The sequence below is a fragment of the Lysinibacillus canaveralius genome (genome assembly GCF_047301505.1).
GTDB lineage: Bacteria > Bacillota > Bacilli > Bacillales_A > Planococcaceae > Lysinibacillus_B.
On the sequence record NZ_CP154840.1, the window covers coordinates 3,856,399 to 3,872,545 of the forward strand.

The 16,147-nt window shown below is 41.4% G+C and carries 19 protein-coding genes; 7 read left to right on the forward strand and 12 right to left on the reverse strand.

Features of this window, described 5'->3' with window-relative positions; all coding sequences use genetic code 11:
- Positions 1-51: 51 nt before the first annotated feature.
- From kynB to kynU, 4 genes are read right to left on the reverse strand one after another with little or no spacing between them, the layout of a single operon-like run.
- Positions 52-666: an arylformamidase gene (kynB, locus tag AA0Y26_RS19535; protein ID WP_413363680.1), complete on the reverse strand. Its 615-nt coding sequence runs from the start codon at positions 664-666 to the stop codon at positions 52-54.
- 10 nt (positions 667-676) lie between these two features.
- Positions 677-2,023 (reverse strand): sodium-dependent transporter, encoded by a 1,347-nt coding sequence (locus tag AA0Y26_RS19540; RefSeq protein WP_413363681.1) that lies wholly within the window; start codon positions 2,021-2,023, stop codon positions 677-679.
- A 17-nt stretch (positions 2,024-2,040) separates the two neighbouring features.
- The gene (kynA, locus tag AA0Y26_RS19545; RefSeq protein ID WP_413363682.1) at positions 2,041-2,898 is read right to left on the reverse strand and encodes a tryptophan 2,3-dioxygenase; all 858 of its coding nucleotides are present in this window, start codon (positions 2,896-2,898) and stop codon (positions 2,041-2,043) included.
- 40 nt (positions 2,899-2,938) lie between these two features.
- Entirely contained in the window at positions 2,939-4,198 is a 1,260-nt protein-coding gene (gene kynU / locus AA0Y26_RS19550) for a kynureninase (protein ID WP_413363683.1), read from the reverse strand.
- 106 nt (positions 4,199-4,304) lie between these two features.
- Here kynU and AA0Y26_RS19555 point away from each other — a divergent pair, with 106 nt between their 5' ends.
- Positions 4,305-4,895, forward strand: coding sequence for a TetR/AcrR family transcriptional regulator (locus tag AA0Y26_RS19555; RefSeq protein ID WP_413363684.1), 591 nt, complete (start codon positions 4,305-4,307; stop codon positions 4,893-4,895).
- A 196-nt stretch (positions 4,896-5,091) separates the two neighbouring features.
- Here the strand turns inward: AA0Y26_RS19555 and AA0Y26_RS19560 are convergent, their stop codons facing one another.
- From AA0Y26_RS19560 to AA0Y26_RS19575, 4 genes are all read right to left on the reverse strand, one after another.
- Positions 5,092-5,964 (reverse strand): radical SAM/SPASM domain-containing protein, encoded by an 873-nt coding sequence (locus AA0Y26_RS19560; RefSeq protein WP_413363685.1) that lies wholly within the window; start codon positions 5,962-5,964, stop codon positions 5,092-5,094.
- A gap of 82 nt (positions 5,965-6,046) precedes the next feature.
- The gene (locus tag AA0Y26_RS19565; protein WP_413363686.1) at positions 6,047-7,174 is read right to left on the reverse strand and encodes an MGDG synthase family glycosyltransferase; all 1,128 of its coding nucleotides are present in this window, start codon (positions 7,172-7,174) and stop codon (positions 6,047-6,049) included.
- 22 nt (positions 7,175-7,196) lie between these two features.
- The gene (locus AA0Y26_RS19570) at positions 7,197-7,793 is read right to left on the reverse strand and encodes a DedA family protein (protein WP_413363687.1); all 597 of its coding nucleotides are present in this window, start codon (positions 7,791-7,793) and stop codon (positions 7,197-7,199) included.
- On the reverse strand, positions 7,786-8,484 hold the full coding sequence (locus AA0Y26_RS19575) for a polysaccharide deacetylase family protein (RefSeq protein ID WP_413363688.1): 699 nt from the start codon (positions 8,482-8,484) through the stop codon (positions 7,786-7,788). The genes AA0Y26_RS19570 and AA0Y26_RS19575 overlap by 8 nt, the downstream gene beginning before the upstream one ends.
- Positions 8,485-8,869: 385 nt before the next feature.
- Here AA0Y26_RS19575 and AA0Y26_RS19580 point away from each other — a divergent pair, with 385 nt between their 5' ends.
- From AA0Y26_RS19580 to AA0Y26_RS19600, 5 genes are all read left to right on the forward strand, one after another.
- Positions 8,870-9,097, forward strand: coding sequence for a spore coat associated protein CotJA (locus AA0Y26_RS19580; RefSeq protein WP_413363689.1), 228 nt, complete (start codon positions 8,870-8,872; stop codon positions 9,095-9,097).
- Positions 9,090-9,353, forward strand: coding sequence for a spore coat protein CotJB (locus tag AA0Y26_RS19585; protein WP_413363690.1), 264 nt, complete (start codon positions 9,090-9,092; stop codon positions 9,351-9,353). Before AA0Y26_RS19580 ends, AA0Y26_RS19585 begins: the two co-directional genes overlap by 8 nt.
- Positions 9,354-9,380: 27 nt before the next feature.
- Entirely contained in the window at positions 9,381-9,950 is a 570-nt protein-coding gene (locus AA0Y26_RS19590; protein WP_413363691.1) for a manganese catalase family protein, read from the forward strand.
- Positions 9,951-10,109: 159 nt separating this feature from the next.
- Positions 10,110-11,774, forward strand: coding sequence for a ribonuclease J (locus tag AA0Y26_RS19595; protein ID WP_413363692.1), 1,665 nt, complete (start codon positions 10,110-10,112; stop codon positions 11,772-11,774).
- Between the two features lie 67 nt (positions 11,775-11,841).
- Positions 11,842-12,048 (forward strand): hypothetical protein, encoded by a 207-nt coding sequence (locus tag AA0Y26_RS19600; RefSeq protein ID WP_413363693.1) that lies wholly within the window; start codon positions 11,842-11,844, stop codon positions 12,046-12,048.
- A 71-nt stretch (positions 12,049-12,119) separates the two neighbouring features.
- On the opposite strand, the gene AA0Y26_RS19605 is transcribed toward AA0Y26_RS19600, so the two are convergent.
- The 3 genes from AA0Y26_RS19605 to AA0Y26_RS19615 all read right to left on the reverse strand — a co-directional run bounded on the left by AA0Y26_RS19605 (position 12,120) and on the right by AA0Y26_RS19615 (position 14,899).
- On the reverse strand, positions 12,120-12,614 hold the full coding sequence (locus AA0Y26_RS19605; protein WP_413363694.1) for a DUF1456 family protein: 495 nt from the start codon (positions 12,612-12,614) through the stop codon (positions 12,120-12,122).
- Between the two features lie 152 nt (positions 12,615-12,766).
- The gene (gene thpR, locus AA0Y26_RS19610; protein WP_413363695.1) at positions 12,767-13,333 is read right to left on the reverse strand and encodes an RNA 2',3'-cyclic phosphodiesterase; all 567 of its coding nucleotides are present in this window, start codon (positions 13,331-13,333) and stop codon (positions 12,767-12,769) included.
- Between the two features lie 114 nt (positions 13,334-13,447).
- Positions 13,448-14,899 carry an aldehyde dehydrogenase family protein gene (locus AA0Y26_RS19615; RefSeq protein ID WP_413363696.1) on the reverse strand — a complete coding sequence of 484 codons (1,452 nt, stop codon included), beginning with the start codon at positions 14,897-14,899 and terminating at the stop codon, positions 13,448-13,450.
- Between the two features lie 226 nt (positions 14,900-15,125).
- On the opposite strand from AA0Y26_RS19615, the gene AA0Y26_RS19620 reads away from it, so the two are divergent.
- Positions 15,126-15,689: a cupin domain-containing protein gene (locus AA0Y26_RS19620; RefSeq protein WP_413363697.1), complete on the forward strand. Its 564-nt coding sequence runs from the start codon at positions 15,126-15,128 to the stop codon at positions 15,687-15,689.
- Positions 15,690-15,758: 69 nt separating this feature from the next.
- Here the strand turns inward: AA0Y26_RS19620 and AA0Y26_RS19625 are convergent, their stop codons facing one another.
- Positions 15,759-16,064, reverse strand: a complete 306-nt coding sequence (locus AA0Y26_RS19625; protein WP_413363698.1) for a monooxygenase — start codon at positions 16,062-16,064, stop codon at positions 15,759-15,761.
- Positions 16,065-16,147 lie beyond the last annotated feature (83 nt).

Consider the following 16,147-nt stretch of genomic DNA (forward strand, 5'->3'; position numbering starts at 1 on the left):
AGGTATTAAAAAAGCCGGCCCGAGCCGCCGCAAGGACGCTCAGACCAGCTTTTACTTTTTCCGGATGACAGCTCGGATAGGAGCACCGTCCGCCCCCTCTACTTTTAACGGCAAACCAATAAAATCATATAAGCCAGGGTCAACATGCTCCAGTACCAATCCTTCTACAATGGTAATACCATGCTGATAGAGCGCATGATGTGCAGCCACTTGTTTGCTATCAACAGGGTCAACAGAAGGGTTATCGACCCCAATTAAAAAGATCCCGTGCTTCTTCAGGTAACCGGCAAGCTCCGGCTTAATAACTGGAATATCTATAGGAAATGTGCCGCTGATCGAAGGAATAGTTTTTAGCAGCAAGCGAGGCGCTCCTTGTAAATCAACAGCATTAATATGCTCTGGACCAATTTCCCGTACTCCTACACAATCCACAACGTATGCATCCCCGATAAACAAATTCACGTCAAGCAGCTCGATTGTTGGGGCTGCTGAGTCAAAATGAAAAGGTGCATCAGCGTGGGTGCCTGTATGGAGAGATGTCTCCATTTTCCCGATATTGACCGACCCTGTCTGCTCTTTAGAATACGAAACCTCAAATGAAAAGGGTGTATCTCCCGGCCAGTTTGGTATACCTTTTTTCAAAGTCTGCGTAATATCAATCCACATATCGCACCTCTTAATATTGAATGATGGAATAACCTAAAACGACGATAATGACAATCGGAACAACATACCTCATTAAAAAATAAAATATATTGAAATACTTTTCTTTCATCCCGCTGCCCTGGAGAAGCTCCTGTTTCACAAGATGTTTATCCATCACATACGCAAGGAATATGGCAATCAGTAAGTTACCTAATGGCAAAATGACGTTAGAGACGATAAAATCTGTCGCATCAAAAATATTACGGCCAAATATCGAGACATCTGCCAGCGTACTATACGTCAGGGCTGAGGGGATAGAAGCAATAAAAACAAGAACACCGATTATCACCGTCAGCTTTCCACGTGAAATATGCCATTTTTCCACCACCGCTGCAACAATGATCTCATACATACTGAAAGATGATGTCAATGTAGCAAACAAGAAAAGAATAAGAAACATCGCTAGAAATACTTCACCAAATGGCATTTGTGAAAATGCTGCCGGCAATACCATAAATAACAACGGCGGGCCACTGGCAACTTCCATATCAAATGCAAATACAACTGGGAAAATGGCGAGGCCGGCAAGAAACGATACAAATAAGCTTAACACCACAACAGACCCGGCAGAATTCGGCAGACTGACATCCTTCTTTAAATAGGAACTATAGGTTACTAAACAAGAAAAGCCCACTGCCAATGCGAAGAAGGACTGCCCTAAGGCATATAAAATGGACTCACCGGTCATATTCGTAAAATCCGGGTACAGGAAAAACTTAATGCCTTCCATAGCTCCGTCCAGTGTCACAGCCCGTATAACAAGGATAAAGAACATGACAAATAAAAACGGCATCATGAACTTATTAGCCTTTTCAATACCGTTCTGGACCCCTAATGCAATTACGACTACGTTTGCTAATGTAAACAGACCTAATCCAATTAACACAATCCATGGTGTCCCCGTCACGTCTCCGAAAAATGCGCCTGGATCAATAGATGGATCGATCACATTTCCTACGACAGAGACGCCGCTATAGATAAAAATCCAGCCCCCTACTACACTATAAAACGATAATAGTAGAAAACAGCCGATAATCCCCATCTTGCCGATCCAGGACCAGGCTGGTGCATGCGGGGCTAATATTTTATAAGCTGTAACAGCTTCCTTCTGCGTGCTTCGGCCAATGATATATTCAGCCAGCAGCATCGGCAAGCCGATCAACAATGTTAGCAGGATAAAAACAAGGAAAAATGCGCCGCCGCCGCTTTGACCGGCAACATAAGGCATTTTCCAAATGGCGCCCAAGCCGATTGCAGCGCCCGCTGATGCCAAGACAAACCCTAATTTGCTTGACCACTGATTTTTACTCTTCTCCACTCAAAAACCTCCACTCTCTACAAAACTGTACGTAGATCCCAAAGCTCTGGGAAAAAACGATGATCCAGTACTTGACGTAAATAATTGACCCCTGATGAGCCGCCTGTACCTACCTTGAAGCCAATGATTCGTTCTACAGTCTTCATATGACGGAAACGCCACTGCTGGAGCCAATCTTCAATATCTACAAGCTTTTCACCTAACTGATAAAGGTCCCAGTACTGATTTACATTTTCATATACAGTTTTCCAGGCTTTCGCAACCGTTTCATCCCCGCCATACGTGATGCTCGTATCACGTGTCAGCAATTCCGGATTGATTGGCAAGCCTGCTCTCGCTAATGCTTGTATTGTCACATCATAAATACTTGGTGCTTGATGTGCTTCTTTAAGAATAGCGGAGAGAGAAGGATTTTTCTCGTATATTTTTAAAATATGAGAAGATTTATACCCAAGCGCAAATTCTATGAGACGATATTGATAAGATTGGAAGCCGGAAGCCTTTCCTAAATCATCTCGGAACTCTAAATATTCAGCCGGTGTCATCGTTGCCAGCACATCCCATGCCTGAATAATTTGTGTCTGTATTTTCGACACCCTGGCTAGCATTTTAAACGCAGGCTGCATCTCGTCTCGCTGAATAGCAGCAATAGCTCCGTTCATTTCATGTAGAATAAGCTTCATCCATAACTCACTCACCTGATGTATGATGATAAAGAGCATTTCATCATGATGGTTGGAAAGCCGGTTCTGACTGCCTAGAATCTGATCCAGCGATAAGTATTCCCCGTATGTCATGTCATCCTTAAAATTTGTATGGATACCCTTTTCCTGCTTTATTTTTTCCCCTAATTCTGAAATGGACCGTTCAGCCATGTAGAATCCCCCTTTGTGTTTTCCTCTTGCAAGTTCTTACCTAAGCAATAACGCCGCGTTTATTTTCGAACTTCTTATATGTTTCATTTTCCATAATGCTTTTTAAAATTTGTACGGTTTCCCACACATCAGTAAAGGAATTATATAGCGCTACTGGTGCAAGACGTATCCCATTAGGCGCGCGGAAATCCGGTGTTACCCCAGCCTCTTTCAATGCTTTGCAAATGCGGGCTGCTTCCTCATGAACTAAATAAATATGTCCTCCGCGGGTTTCGTCTTTAGGACTGCCTAATGTAAAGCCAAACGCTGCCAGCTCCTGATCAATTAAATCAATAAAAAACTGCGTAAGCCGTAAAGACTTTTTCCGAATTGCTTCAATTCCTGCTTCATGGAATATTTCCAAAGAACCATAGATAGGAGCCAAACTTAATATATGGGGTGTTCCGATCTGATAAGCACCAGCTGTATTAGCTGGCGTCATTTCAGTCGTTAAATCAAATTGCTTCGATTTATCCGAACCGAACCAGCCGGCAAGTCCCGGCCTTGTGCCAAAGTGTTTTTCATGAACAAAGATTCCTGCTACAGAACCCGGGCCACCGTTCAAATGCTTATAATTGCACCAAAATGCAAAATCGGCACCAATCTCATGCAGCTGATGCGGTATAGAGCCAATTGAGTGACATAAATCAAAACCAATTAAAATTCCCCTTGCATGGGCAGCTTTCGTCAGCTTTGCTAAATCAAGCACTTGGCCGCTTCGATAAAGGACTCCTGGTAAGATAACTAATGCGACATCTTCTGTCATTGCTTCTATAATTGCTTCTTCTTTTAGCAAATGGCCGTCTTCACTTTTTACTAATTTCATATAGGATGCATCATGGCCATGAATAGCTAGATGACTTGTAATAGCATATAAGTCGGTTGGAAAGTTCAGCTCGTCTGCTAAGATTTTAACCTTTTTCCCTTCAGGTTTATAAAAAGTCGCTAATAATTGATGAAGGTTTGTCGTCGTTGAACCTGTTAAAATAACTTCCTCCATTTTAGCGCCTACTAAAGGAGCACACATTTCCCCCAATTTTTCAGAGAAGTAATACCATGGATGTTCTCCCTCCGTCCAGCCATCAATACCGTATTCTTTCCATGATTCTAATAATGACAGTACCTTTTTTTCCGCCCGCTTTGACATCAACCCAAGGGAATTGCCGTCTAAATAGTACTGTCCTTCTTTCACATAAAACTCATTGCGGTACGCTTTCAATGGATCCTGTTCATCCAGTTGAATTGCTGTATCTTTACTCATATATAATAATCCCCTTTTATTTTTCAGTATTTTCAAAATAAATGATACAGTGTCATTGACATCATGTCAATTTCGATTTACTCTTCTAATGAAGGTGGTGCAGGACATGAAACATAAGCAACGCAAGGCTCAAATGACCCGTCAAAAATTAGTAGAGGCTGCTCGAAAAATGTTTTCAGCGTATGGCTTTCAACAGTGTACGATGAAAGATATCATTACAGAGGCCGATGTCGGTTACGGGACAGCCTATGTATATTTTCCAAATAAGGATACGCTCTTCTGTGAAGTAATCGATACATATATCCAGAAGATGCTGATCGTTGCAGGCAGCCCGTTTACTCCAACTTCAGTAAATGAAGCTGTTGAAAAAATTGAACAACAGACAGAACAATTTCTACAAGCCGCCTATGATCATAGGGAGGTATTTATTATAATTGAGGAGGCAATCCGGCATTCTTCTATTGTTGAAGATAAATGGAAAACTGTCCGGGAGCATTTTGTGAATGGAATTATGAAGGATATTCAATATGTCCAACAAGCTGGATTAGCTAGGCAGCTCGATGTAGCTCTTGTTGCAGTGAGCTGGTTTCACTTGAATGAGCAAATGCTATTTTCACTTATCAGGCGGGAAAATGCAGACGTTGCTCATGTAGCGAGAACTATTGTTACGTTATATACAAAAGGGCTTTATGAATAACTTTGGATGCAAGGATTCATTGTATGTAAAAAATCCGCTCTTCTTTTTTGGCATGGCCTTCCTTTACAGCAGAATTAGTTTAGTAAAATAATAAAGCCATCTGAAATTGGTATTATCAACTTCAGATGGCTGTTATGTTCGATGTTATATAGGAAACATTTCCCGCTCTTATTCACTAATAAGGAATATCAGATTTTCACCCGAATTTTTGACGGTAGCCGCATTTACGGCATAGCTCTTCCACTGCTTCACGGCGGGAAAACCCATCTATCAAATTGTTTGCTCGTTCGCCCTCTACAATTTCTGAGAATGACTGTTCATTGATGTTCCCCAATTTAATGACCCCTTCTCCGTCTAGGCAGCAAGGGACAACAGTTCCATCCACCAGCACAGCTGCCTGGCTGCGCAGGGCATGACAGAAGCCCTTTCCTGTGTACTCTGGCTCTAGCAGGCTTGGCCACTTAAATTCGTGGTCCTGATTCAAGTAGATATTCGGTGCAATTTTTACGCCTTTTCCAGGTTCTACCCGCTCCTCAATCTTGAAATCAAGCCCGTATTCTTTTTCCAAAACTTCAAGTGTCTCCGCATTTTTACGGCGGTCTATATCCGTCTGGTCATGTCGCTGCAGATTCCATAATCGGTAGGAGAAGATAACATTATGCTCTCGTGCCTCTCGAACAAATTCCAGAATGTCACCTAAATATTTCTCTCTGTTTTCGGAACCCTCATGCCCATCGAAGCTATGTAGAGAGAAGTTCATCTGGCGAAGTGCAGGCTTACCGAGCAGTTTCTCCCGCTGCTTTTTAATCAGTGTACCATTCGTCGTAATATTTACTTTAAAGCCGCGCTCATGAGCCGCGTCCAACAATTGATCGATGCGGGGGTGCAGCAGCGGCTCCCCCTTCACATGAAGATAAATGTATTTTGTATGCGGTCTGATTTCGTCCAGGACCTTCTCAAACTGCTCCACCTTTATTAGCCCTTTTGCACGCTGGGTTGGCGGGCAGAAACTGCAGGCCAGATTACATACACTCGTAATCTCTATATATACTTTTTTAAATGTTTTCATTTTCCATTCACCATTCTTCTTTCTTAAGTCGTCTTTATTCTAACAGACTTTAGAAAGAAATAAAGATAGAGATTTTCTCCGCCTATACAGCAGTAAAAGTTTGCACAAGCTTTCCATAGAGGATGTTATGCATTACTTCAATGAAATCGTCCGCCGTTTTAATTGCCAGTTCTTCATGATATAGATTGACTGACTGCTTATATTGCTGCATTGCCTGTTCATTCAGCAAAATTTGCTCGAGCTGTTCTTGCAATGATCCCTGGTTTTTCAGCGAAAAGGCCAGACCACGATTCATCAGGTAAGTAAAATTCCGTTCCTCTTGCCCTGGTAAAATCGAATGAACAAAAATCGGCAGTTTTTTTCGGAGGGCCTCACTTACCGTTACTCCTCCAGGTTTTGTTACGATTGCGTCCATTTGATCATATAGAGCATTCATTTCCACACGAGACGAAATGTAGCGAAGCGGTGTTACATTCGGCAGCTGCCAATGTTGAATTTTATGATATAGCTTTTTGTTGTTCCCGCACAATATATAAAAATGGAAATTCTTTTGTCTTTTCAATTGGCCTGACAATAAATGGTTATCAATAATACCACAGTTGCCCCCTGCAATGAGCACGTTTTTCCCTTTGTTAAACAAAGAAGACGTTCGCATAAGCTCTTCATGGATTGGAATACCTGTTACAAGCATCCGTGAGTGATCTATATTATAACTCGACAGTGTTTCTTTCATTTCTTCCATTGGAAGGAAGTGATAGTCGATTAGTTCCTTCCCCCACAATTTACTTACAAAAAAGTCTGTATAGACATTTACGACCGGAATGTCACATGCTTTTTTCTTTTTTAATACATTCAGTAAATAAGAAGGTACACTATGGGTGCAGAAAATCACATCCGGCTGTTCTTCCTTCAACATTTCCTGCAGATATTTCAGTAAAAGCTCGTACACTTTAAAATTGGGCTGCACATCTACGGGCTGATCGTATAGTTTACTATAGACATGATTAAAAATCCCAGGTGCATAGCTGATCCATTTTAAATAGCTTTGGGAAATGATTTTTTCAATGGTTGGATTTGCGTAATGCAATAAATCTATTTTTTTTACCTCTACATTTTCAATATGTTTTTCAATACATGCCATTAAAGCATCCGCTACCTGATGATGGCCTGTTTGCATTGTTAAGAACGGTAAAAATAACGCTTTTTTCATTGTAGCCACCTCTCTTCTTTCGCTAAGTAGCGCGGCGCTTATTTCTACCCGCTTTCCCCTTTTTCCATAAGACATAAACAATAAATAATACGAAAAATATTATACCAATATACGGCGCATACATTGGATCAATATGAAAGGCAGTTCCTAAATAATAGCCTCCGATAATAAAAGGAACCGTCCATAAAACTGTTCCACAGGCGGCATAAAAACAGTACTTTCGAAATGGCACCTTTGCCATCCCGGCAAAATAGGGACTAAGCTGACGCACACCAGGTATATACAGCCCTAACACAATTGTACGAAAAGCGTTTCTACTGTAGCCCTTGCTGACACGGTGCCAATTTTCCTCATTTAATCCTACGTACTTCCCAAATCGTTCAAGAATTGGCTTGCCAACCTTCCTGCCAAGCCCATACGCCACTATCATTCCACTAAATACGCCAAACATTGTACTTAAAATAGCCAATAATAGCTGCAGCTTATCGTAGCCTGCAAGTATACCTACAAGAAACATCATTGATTCCTCAGGGGCCGGCACACCAACGATACCAAAAAATAAAGAGAGAATAATGATTGCATACCCGTATAATTCAACTTGTTTAATTAATTCATCCATTATGCGATCCTTCAAGCTGGACAAATTGAATATTCTGTTCTTGGCAATCTGCTAAAAAGCTCGCTAGACTTTCAAGCATAAATTTCGGTGCCTCCTCGTCTGCCCCCAACGTTTTGCCGCAGTCATGCAATAAAAACACGGCGCCGTCCTCTACAGCATTATGTAGATCTTCATAAAGCATTTTAGCTCGTTCAACCTTCCAGTCTCCAAAAATATGAGACCATAAAACGATTCGATAGCCTTTAGCTGTAAATGGGACTGCTATATTAAAATGCCCCCAAGGCGGGCGGTAAAGAGTAGGCCTCTTCCCAGTGCAATTCGAAATAGCCGCTGCCGTCCTCTCCAGCTGCTCCGTCAGCTGCCACGGTGTCAGCACCCAATTCGATTTATGCTCGTAATGGTGGATACCAATAGTATGCCCTTCCTCATGCATGCGTTTTATAATATATGGGTACTTTTCTACTTTGCTCCCTACGACGAAAAATGTAGCCTTGATTTCATAACGCTTTAATAAATCAAGAAGTTGCGGTGTATAAATCGGATGAGGCCCGTCATCAAACGTCAGGGCTATTCCCTTTCCTTTAAAGCGTTTTTCTACAAAGGACTGCCGGCGTATAATGGCCGTTGCAAAGATGGAATATGTCGCATAAATCCCTGTGCCAATTAGTAAATTTTTTGTCCATTTCTTCATTTATTTCCTCCACTGCTATTCCTATATGAGCGGCATACGCACAGCTCGTCAAAATAAAAACTGCACCATCGCATAATATTGTAGTTCCTTCTTCCCTTTTACTATACGTTTCAGTTTTTCCCTTACCTACACCTCGACCTATTTTACTGTGCTGTATAAGAAATGGAAAGAAAAAATTGTAAATCCTCTGCAAATTATGAATAAACTTGGCTTCTTTTTTCCTTATGTAATTCGAAAATGGAAAAATATTATCCATAAGAGGAAATAAACTCGGGAGGAGGTATTCCTTTACTTTTTGTCAAAGCAGGTGACCAATATTTTTGTCGTAAGTCAAATATCTTTTTCATATACTTCGTATAATGAATAAATTGGAAGGGAGGATTTTTTGTTTACTCAATATAAATACTGGTACCCCTACATCAGCCCTCTTGATCCATGCAAGCCAATCAGAGTAAAAAGCTATAATACGCCGCCCCAGTTATACATCGGTTTCCAACCACCTGGCCTTGCACAATTTCACTCTCCTAAACTTGCATTGAAACACGGAACGCTTTGGCCGCAGCTATACAGCCCTTACCCTAATCCCCATAAAGGAGGAAGCAAAAGTGAGTAAGAATTTACCTCCTGAATTTTACAGCCTCCTTGAAGAAATTCAGGCTGTTGATTTTGTAATAGTGGAATTAAACCTCTACCTCGATACCCACCCGCAGGACCTGGAAGCAATTAAACAATTTAATGAAATGACTCTAAAAAGTATGGAGCTGAAACACAGCTTTGAGCAGCAATTTGGGCCACTCATGAATTTTGGACGGAGTTTTTCCGGTTATCCGTGGAGTTGGAATGAGACACCATGGCCATGGCAAGTCTAACAAGGATGAATAAGGGGGAAAGCGGCAGTGTGGTATTATGAGAAAAAGCTTCAATACCCTGTGAAGGTAAGCGAATGCAACCCAATGCTGGCAAAATTTCTAGTCGAGCAGTACGGCGGTGCTGATGGGGAGCTAGCTGCAGCTCTCCGGTATATGAATCAACGCTATACAATCCCTGACAAGGTAGTAGGTTTGCTGACTGATATTGCAACAGAAGAGCTTTCCCATTTAGAAATGATTGCTACTATGATTTATAAATTGACTAAAGATGCAAAACCAGAAGAATTAAAAAAGGCAGGTCTAGGGGATCACTATGTAGCTCATGATAGTGCTCTTTTTTACAATAATGCCGCCGGTGTGCCCTTTACAGCTGCTTATATCCAGGCAAAGGGTGATCCAATCGCCGATTTATATGAAGATATCGCTGCAGAGGAGAAAGCCCGTGCCACCTATCAATGGATTATCGATATGTCAGATGATACAGACTTGAATGACAGTTTGAAATTCCTGCGGGAACGTGAGATTGTCCACTCCCTTCGATTCAGGGAGGCAGTGGAAATCTTAAAGGATGATCAAGACACAAAAAAAGTTTTCTAAAATCAGCCGGCCACCTTTTGTATTCCCAAAAGGCGGCTTTTTTATGTTCAGATACCAATTTCTTATCGGGGAACTTTCAACGTTCTTGTATAGAGTAAAAATGTGAAGAAATACTAACAATGTGGTAGTAAATATCGTTTTAAATAGAGGAGGATTTATTTGACCAACATCCAAAATACACTATCGTTTTTTGCTTTAGGCGGAATAAATGAAATTGGCAAAAATATGTATGTCATTCAATATGGGGAGGACATAGTCGTCATTGACTGCGGCGCCAAATTTTCCGAGCACAACATACTTGGCGTGGATTTAATCATCCCTGATATGAATTATTTGCTGGAACATAGCGAAAAAATCAAAGCATTAATTGTGACACATGGCCATGAGGACCATATAGGCGGGATTCCTTATTTCCTAAAAAAATTAAACATTCCTGTTTATGCTACCAATTTCACATTAGGCCTCATTGAAACGAAGCTGAAGGAGCATAAAATCCTCCGTGAATCCGAGCGGCATGTCATAACTGCTGACTCTGAACTTACTTTCGGGAAAATTAATGTCAGCTTCTTCAGTGTCAGCCATAGTATCCCTGATTGCCTAGGAATTGTATTTGATACGCCAGAAGGAAAAGTCATTCATACCGGGGACTTTAAATTCGATTTGACACCCGTGAACGATCAATTATCAGATATTCATAAAATGGCCAGAATAGGAGATGAAGGTGTGCTGGCCCTCATTTCCGAAAGTACAAATGCAGAACGTCCCGGTATAACACCATCCGAAATGCTTGTCGGTGCCCATCTAGAAGAAGCTTTCCTAAAAGCAAAGCAGAAAATTTTTATTTCTACATTTGCCTCCAATGTTAACCGAATTCAGCAGGTAGTCGATGCATGTATCAAGACCAACCGGAAGTTAGCCTTATTAGGAAGAAGTATGGTGAATGTAGTACAAGTTGCCAGGGAGCGCGGATACTTGCAGATGCCTGACTGGATGCTCATCAATTCACGCGATCTGCGGGAGGTCTCTTCTGACCGGATTGCGATTTTATGTACCGGAAGCCAAGGAGAGCCGCTTGCTGCACTTTCCCGCCTTTCTACCGGTAACAACCGCGATGTAAAAGTACACGCGGGAGATACAGTTATCCTGGCAGCTTCCCCTATACCTGGGAATGAGAAGGATGTATCCCGCATTGTCGACAATTTGTTCCAGCTTGGTGCCCATGTGATCTACGGCTCAGCAAGCATTACAGGCATGCATGTGTCAGGTCATGGCTATCAAGAGGATTTAAAGCTTATGCTCACTTTGATGAAACCAAAATATTTTATCCCTATCCATGGTGAATACCGAATGCTCCATATTCATCGTCAATTAGCGGAAGCAATCGGAGTAGAAGAGGGCAACACATTCATTTTAAGAAATGGTGATATTGTTGATATTCAAGAAGGTGTCGCCCGCCAAACACGCCAAATTCCAGCCGGTGATACGTATGTGGATGGCTACGGGATTGGCGAGGTAGGACAGGTCGTGCTGCGAGATCGCAAGCAGCTCTCTGAAGACGGTATGCTTGTCATCGTTATAACCGTTAGTAAAACAGATGGATCTCTTGTTTCTGAACCTGACATCATTTCTCGCGGATTTGTGTATGCAAAAGAGGCAGAAGAGCTGATGAACACGCTAAATAACATTGCTAAAGAAACAATCGGCAACTTTAAAGAGCCCAATATATTTGGCATGAAACAAGCTTTGAAAAAAGAAATTGGGCAGTATATATCCACCCAGACGAAGAGGAAACCACTGTTACTGCCCATCATTATCGAATTCTAATTCGGATGGCATGCTCACTTATAAAACCTCCTTTCCTGCGCACATTAGCTCTAGGAGGTGATAATCCATGAGCAAAAATAATAGGAAAACGATGAATGAACGTACCCATAATCCTTTTGAAACATATAAGCATCTGCACCGTAACACAACAAGTCACGACCACAATCCAGAGGACAATACGGCGGAATTTGCAGAGGAGTTCGACTCCAAGCTGAAAAACAAGAACAATAAAACGAACCATGACAAAAACCAGCAATCAAACAAAAATAAATAATTTGTTCCTTTTATTAAAAAAGGTACGGAAATGATCTAATCCTCATTCCCGTACCTTTTCTCATTCGTTGTTTAGCCTCTGTATTTCATTGTCAATCCCTTTAAAAAGTTTCTAGCAAACCGGTCTCCGCATTCCTTGTAATTTTTATGGTCAGGGCTGCGAAGAATTGCGCCCAGCTCACCTTTTGACACCGTGACGCCACCCTCATAAAGCAGGTCGAGCACATCCTCGCTCGTCAGTTGAAGGGCAATTTTCACCTTCTTTAGCAGCATATTATTCGCGCTCTCCTTACCTGTTACAGGCATCGCTTCCTTGACATTACCATCTTGGTCTTTTTGCGGCCCGCGTTTAAACGTAATAAATCCATTCAAAAAGGCTTCTAATGTTTTATTGTTTACCTTTAAAAAATTTTCTGGTGCCTCTTCGTCCTCTTTTACCTTAATGAGCATATTCATTACTTCTTCCTTTGTGAAGTTCATGCCCCCAAGCTTGAAGATTTCCACCATATCTACATTTTTAATATCGAACGCATAGCGTAAGCGGATTAAAATATCATTGTTTGTCATTGTTGTTCCTCCTGCACTTTACCATTAGGCTCTATTATAACAGAGTGCCTTCCTTTGAAGGAATCATCGCTTCGGATTTTTAACAAGCATTTTCACTATCTGTTTTCCCTTTTAAAACTTCTGCCTAGACAGCCGCACTTCTCTATTCTTACCTACTTCATCAGAAAGCTGGCAATTGGTTCATACTTAGGTGTCTTTTCTATATTCGTTTTGTATAGCACAACCTCATTTACCTGGAAAGATGCAGGGGTTTCGCGAAATGGGTTATACCGCTCCAGCATCTCCAGAGTAAATTCACTATCTGCTCCCCACTTCCTGGCTAGTGTAATATGCGGATGATAAGGACGGCTTTCCAATGTAAAACCGGCCTCGATACATTGCCGGTAAACCGATTCCTGCAGTCGATATAATTTGCTCTCATTCTTTACTGAGGCCCAAAAAATTCTTGGAGATCGCTTATTTCCAAATATATCTAAACCTTCAACATGCAAGGGAAAGCTGTTTTCTTCCTTTATGGCATCTCCGACTAATTGAATAACAGATGAGAGCCTATCCTCTTCTACCGATCCAAGAAAAGCCAGCGTAATATGATAATCCTCCATATGTACCCAGCGCTTAAATTGAAAAATAGAAGTTAAATCCATTATGTTATCATGAATGACTTGTTTTACCGTATCAGATAGTCGAACGGCAAAAAAGTAATGCGGATTGGTCGACATCGTATCCCCCGTTTCTCCAAATTGAGTAATAAAACCTGCTTACTTGCTATATCAATATCACCTAAAAAGTTCAACTTAAGGAGCAGTTCCTTAAGTTGAACTTCGCTGCATTCATTATAAAGGAAAGTCGCGATAACCGCTTTGTACACCAATCCATTTCACCGTCGTAAATTTTTCAATCGCCCATTCTCCGTTAAAGCGTCCCACACCTGAATCTTTTTCGCCACCAAACGGAACATGTGCCTCATCGTTGACGGACTGATCATTTATATGAATCATACCGGTTTCAATTTTCATCGCCAGTTCCACTCCATGATGACGGTCTTCCGTAAAGATAGACCCGCTCAAGCCATATGGGGAGCCATTGGCAATTTCAATTGCTTCCTTTTCATCTTCAAATTTTAAGATAGAAGCGATCGGCCCAAAAATTTCTTTCTGGGCAATCTCCATATCGTTCGAGACATTTTTTAATATGGTCGGCTGTATAAGACAGCCCTCTACTTTACCTCCATAAATTAATTCTGCTCCTTGTTCAAGACTTTTCTCTACCATTCCTTGAAGTCTTTCTGCTTGCTCTTCATTAATGACCGGCCCTACAAATGTAGCTTTGTCGGCAGGATCTCCATACTTCAACCCGCTCACTATTTTGACGAAGCTATCAATAAATTCATCATAAATTTCTTTAGCCACTAGTATGCGGTTTAACGCCATACAAATTTGGCCCTGGTGAAGAAACTTTCCAAAGGCAGCTGCTTTTGCAGCCTGTTCGATATTTGCATCCTTCAATACGATCATGACATTATTTCCGCCTAGCTCCAGTGCTACATCCTTCAGATAGTTACCAGCTCTTTCCCCAATTCTTTTCCCGACCTCTGTTGACCCTGTGAAAGAAATTAGGTTAGGGACCGGATGAAGGACAAACTCATCGCCAATTTCAGAGCCCTTTCCTACCAAGACATTGACGAGCCCTTTCGGAAAGCCTGCCTTCTCAAACAGTGTTCCGAAGATAAGGCCTGAAGTTACAGGAGTATCTGATGCAGGCTTGATTACGACACTATTGCCGGTTGCAAGTGCTGGTGCCACGGATCGCATCGTTAAATGAAAAGGGAAATTCCAGGGACCGATTACCGCAACCACTCCTTTTGGCAGACGATAAATTCGATTTTCTTTGTTTGGAAAGACAGAGGGAAGAATGTAGCCTGTCATACGTGTCGGAAAAGTCATCGACTCCTTAACAACTCCCAGCGCTGAATCAAACTCGATCATCGCTTTCATATACGTACTGCCTGATTCTTTAATTAGCCAATCGATAATTGTCTCTTTTTCTTCCATCATGACTTCAACCAGCTTCTGAAACATTCCCTGCTTCTCCGCTACTGTGCTGTTTGCCCATTTCGGCTGTGCCATATAAGCAGCTTCATATGCCACATCCAAATCGGACTTATCAGCTGACCGTATTGTGAAAATTTCTTCCCCTGTATAAGGATTACTATTTTTAATGGTTTTCTCGCTTGATCCTACTTTCCATTCACCATTGATATACTGCTTTGTATAGGATGAATTCATGCACTTTTCCTCCTTTTTATTATGGATTGCCTTTATTCTTGTATATTGTTAGCAAGAATCGTCCTGATTATGTTATTTCTTTCTTATCTGATAAAACCTAAAAGAAAACAAAGAGACCAACCCGCTTACTAACGAAGGTCGGTCACCCGGCTGAATAACAACTTAAGTACGTTCCCCTCATGTACTGCATAGGATACATTTAGATATCCAGCAAGGGAGGAAAAATATGTATCAAAATCCTTGGATGTATGGTTCTTACTTTCATTACCCTTCCTATATCCATACACCCATGTATCAATATGGAGGACAGTTAAATTACGAGAACGCCTATAACTACTGGAACTCCCCGAGGCAAACAATGGCAGAGAGGCCGTTCAGGGTAACCGATCATGGAACAAACCCTTCTGTAATAAATATTCATGAGGCTTCTGTACAAAATAAAACATACCGTACAGCTTTATGGACAGGAAAGCATCTGCAAGTAACATTAATGAGCCTTAATCCAGGAGAGGATATTGGCCTCGAAATGCACGCAACTGTTGATCAATTTCTCCGTATTGAGCAAGGTCAAGGAATTGTTCAAATGGGAAATACAAGGGAGCGACTGAATTTTGTTAGAAACGTGCATGCCGATGATGCCATTATGGTACCAGCAGGCACATGGCATAATTTAACGAATACAGGTAACGGTCCATTAAAACTATATTCTATCTACGCCCCTCCACAACATCCGTTTGGTACAGTTCATTCAACAAAAATGGATGCCATAAGAGCAGAAAGGCCCCATTAACAAATGACCAGGAAGTTGAAAGGGGCTATATAACCAAGTCCCCTTTCGTTTCTTACCTACCGGCGGGTCTCACTTGATAGGTCCATGATTCAAGAGGGACAGAGGTTCATTTACTTCGAATACTTTCCCGCGGATGTTTGTAATACCAAAGTTCGCCAATCGCTCGGAGTGCATCTTTAAATAGTTATCGGCATCCTCTTTTGTTTCAAATAAGTAAATACCTCCAACCTCCTTTGTTTCAGCGTTCTCTGTCCAAACTTTCCAGATGAACCCTGGTTCTTCGTTAATACTCTTGGCCAAATCAGTAAATTCCCTCGACATTTCCTCTCCGAACGGCCCGTCCATCATAAAATCAACTTGTACGATATATTTCATTTTCTTCCCATCCCTTCTTTAAATAATAAATCTCACTCCTAATTAGCTTGATAAAAAAGTAGAAGATCATACAGGGAAAATTC

Excerpts from the sequence above, each read along its gene's own strand:
- kynA (WP_413363682.1), bottom strand. The coding sequence starts at position 2,898 with ATGGCTGAACGGTCCATTTCAGAATTAGGGGAAAAAATAAAGCAGGAA.
- AA0Y26_RS19615 (WP_413363696.1), bottom strand. The coding sequence starts at position 14,899 with ATGAATTCATCCTATACAAAGCAGTATATCAATGGTGAATGGAAAGTA.
- AA0Y26_RS19575 (WP_413363688.1), bottom strand. The coding sequence starts at position 8,484 with ATGAAGAAATGGACAAAAAATTTACTAATTGGCACAGGGATTTATGCG.
- AA0Y26_RS19565 (WP_413363686.1), bottom strand. The coding sequence starts at position 7,174 with ATGAAAAAAGCGTTATTTTTACCGTTCTTAACAATGCAAACAGGCCAT.
- AA0Y26_RS19570 (WP_413363687.1), bottom strand. The coding sequence starts at position 7,793 with ATGGATGAATTAATTAAACAAGTTGAATTATACGGGTATGCAATCATT.
- kynU (WP_413363683.1), bottom strand. The coding sequence starts at position 4,198 with ATGAGTAAAGATACAGCAATTCAACTGGATGAACAGGATCCATTGAAA.
- AA0Y26_RS19620 (WP_413363697.1), top strand. The coding sequence starts at position 15,126 with ATGTATCAAAATCCTTGGATGTATGGTTCTTACTTTCATTACCCTTCC.
- AA0Y26_RS19555 (WP_413363684.1), top strand. The coding sequence starts at position 4,305 with ATGAAACATAAGCAACGCAAGGCTCAAATGACCCGTCAAAAATTAGTA.
- AA0Y26_RS19600 (WP_413363693.1), top strand. The coding sequence starts at position 11,842 with ATGAGCAAAAATAATAGGAAAACGATGAATGAACGTACCCATAATCCT.
- AA0Y26_RS19605 (WP_413363694.1), bottom strand. The coding sequence starts at position 12,614 with ATGACAAACAATGATATTTTAATCCGCTTACGCTATGCGTTCGATATT.
- kynB (WP_413363680.1), bottom strand. The coding sequence starts at position 666 with ATGTGGATTGATATTACGCAGACTTTGAAAAAAGGTATACCAAACTGG.
- AA0Y26_RS19625 (WP_413363698.1), bottom strand. The coding sequence starts at position 16,064 with ATGAAATATATCGTACAAGTTGATTTTATGATGGACGGGCCGTTCGGA.
- AA0Y26_RS19560 (WP_413363685.1), bottom strand. The coding sequence starts at position 5,964 with ATGAAAACATTTAAAAAAGTATATATAGAGATTACGAGTGTATGTAAT.
- thpR (WP_413363695.1), bottom strand. The coding sequence starts at position 13,333 with ATGTCGACCAATCCGCATTACTTTTTTGCCGTTCGACTATCTGATACG.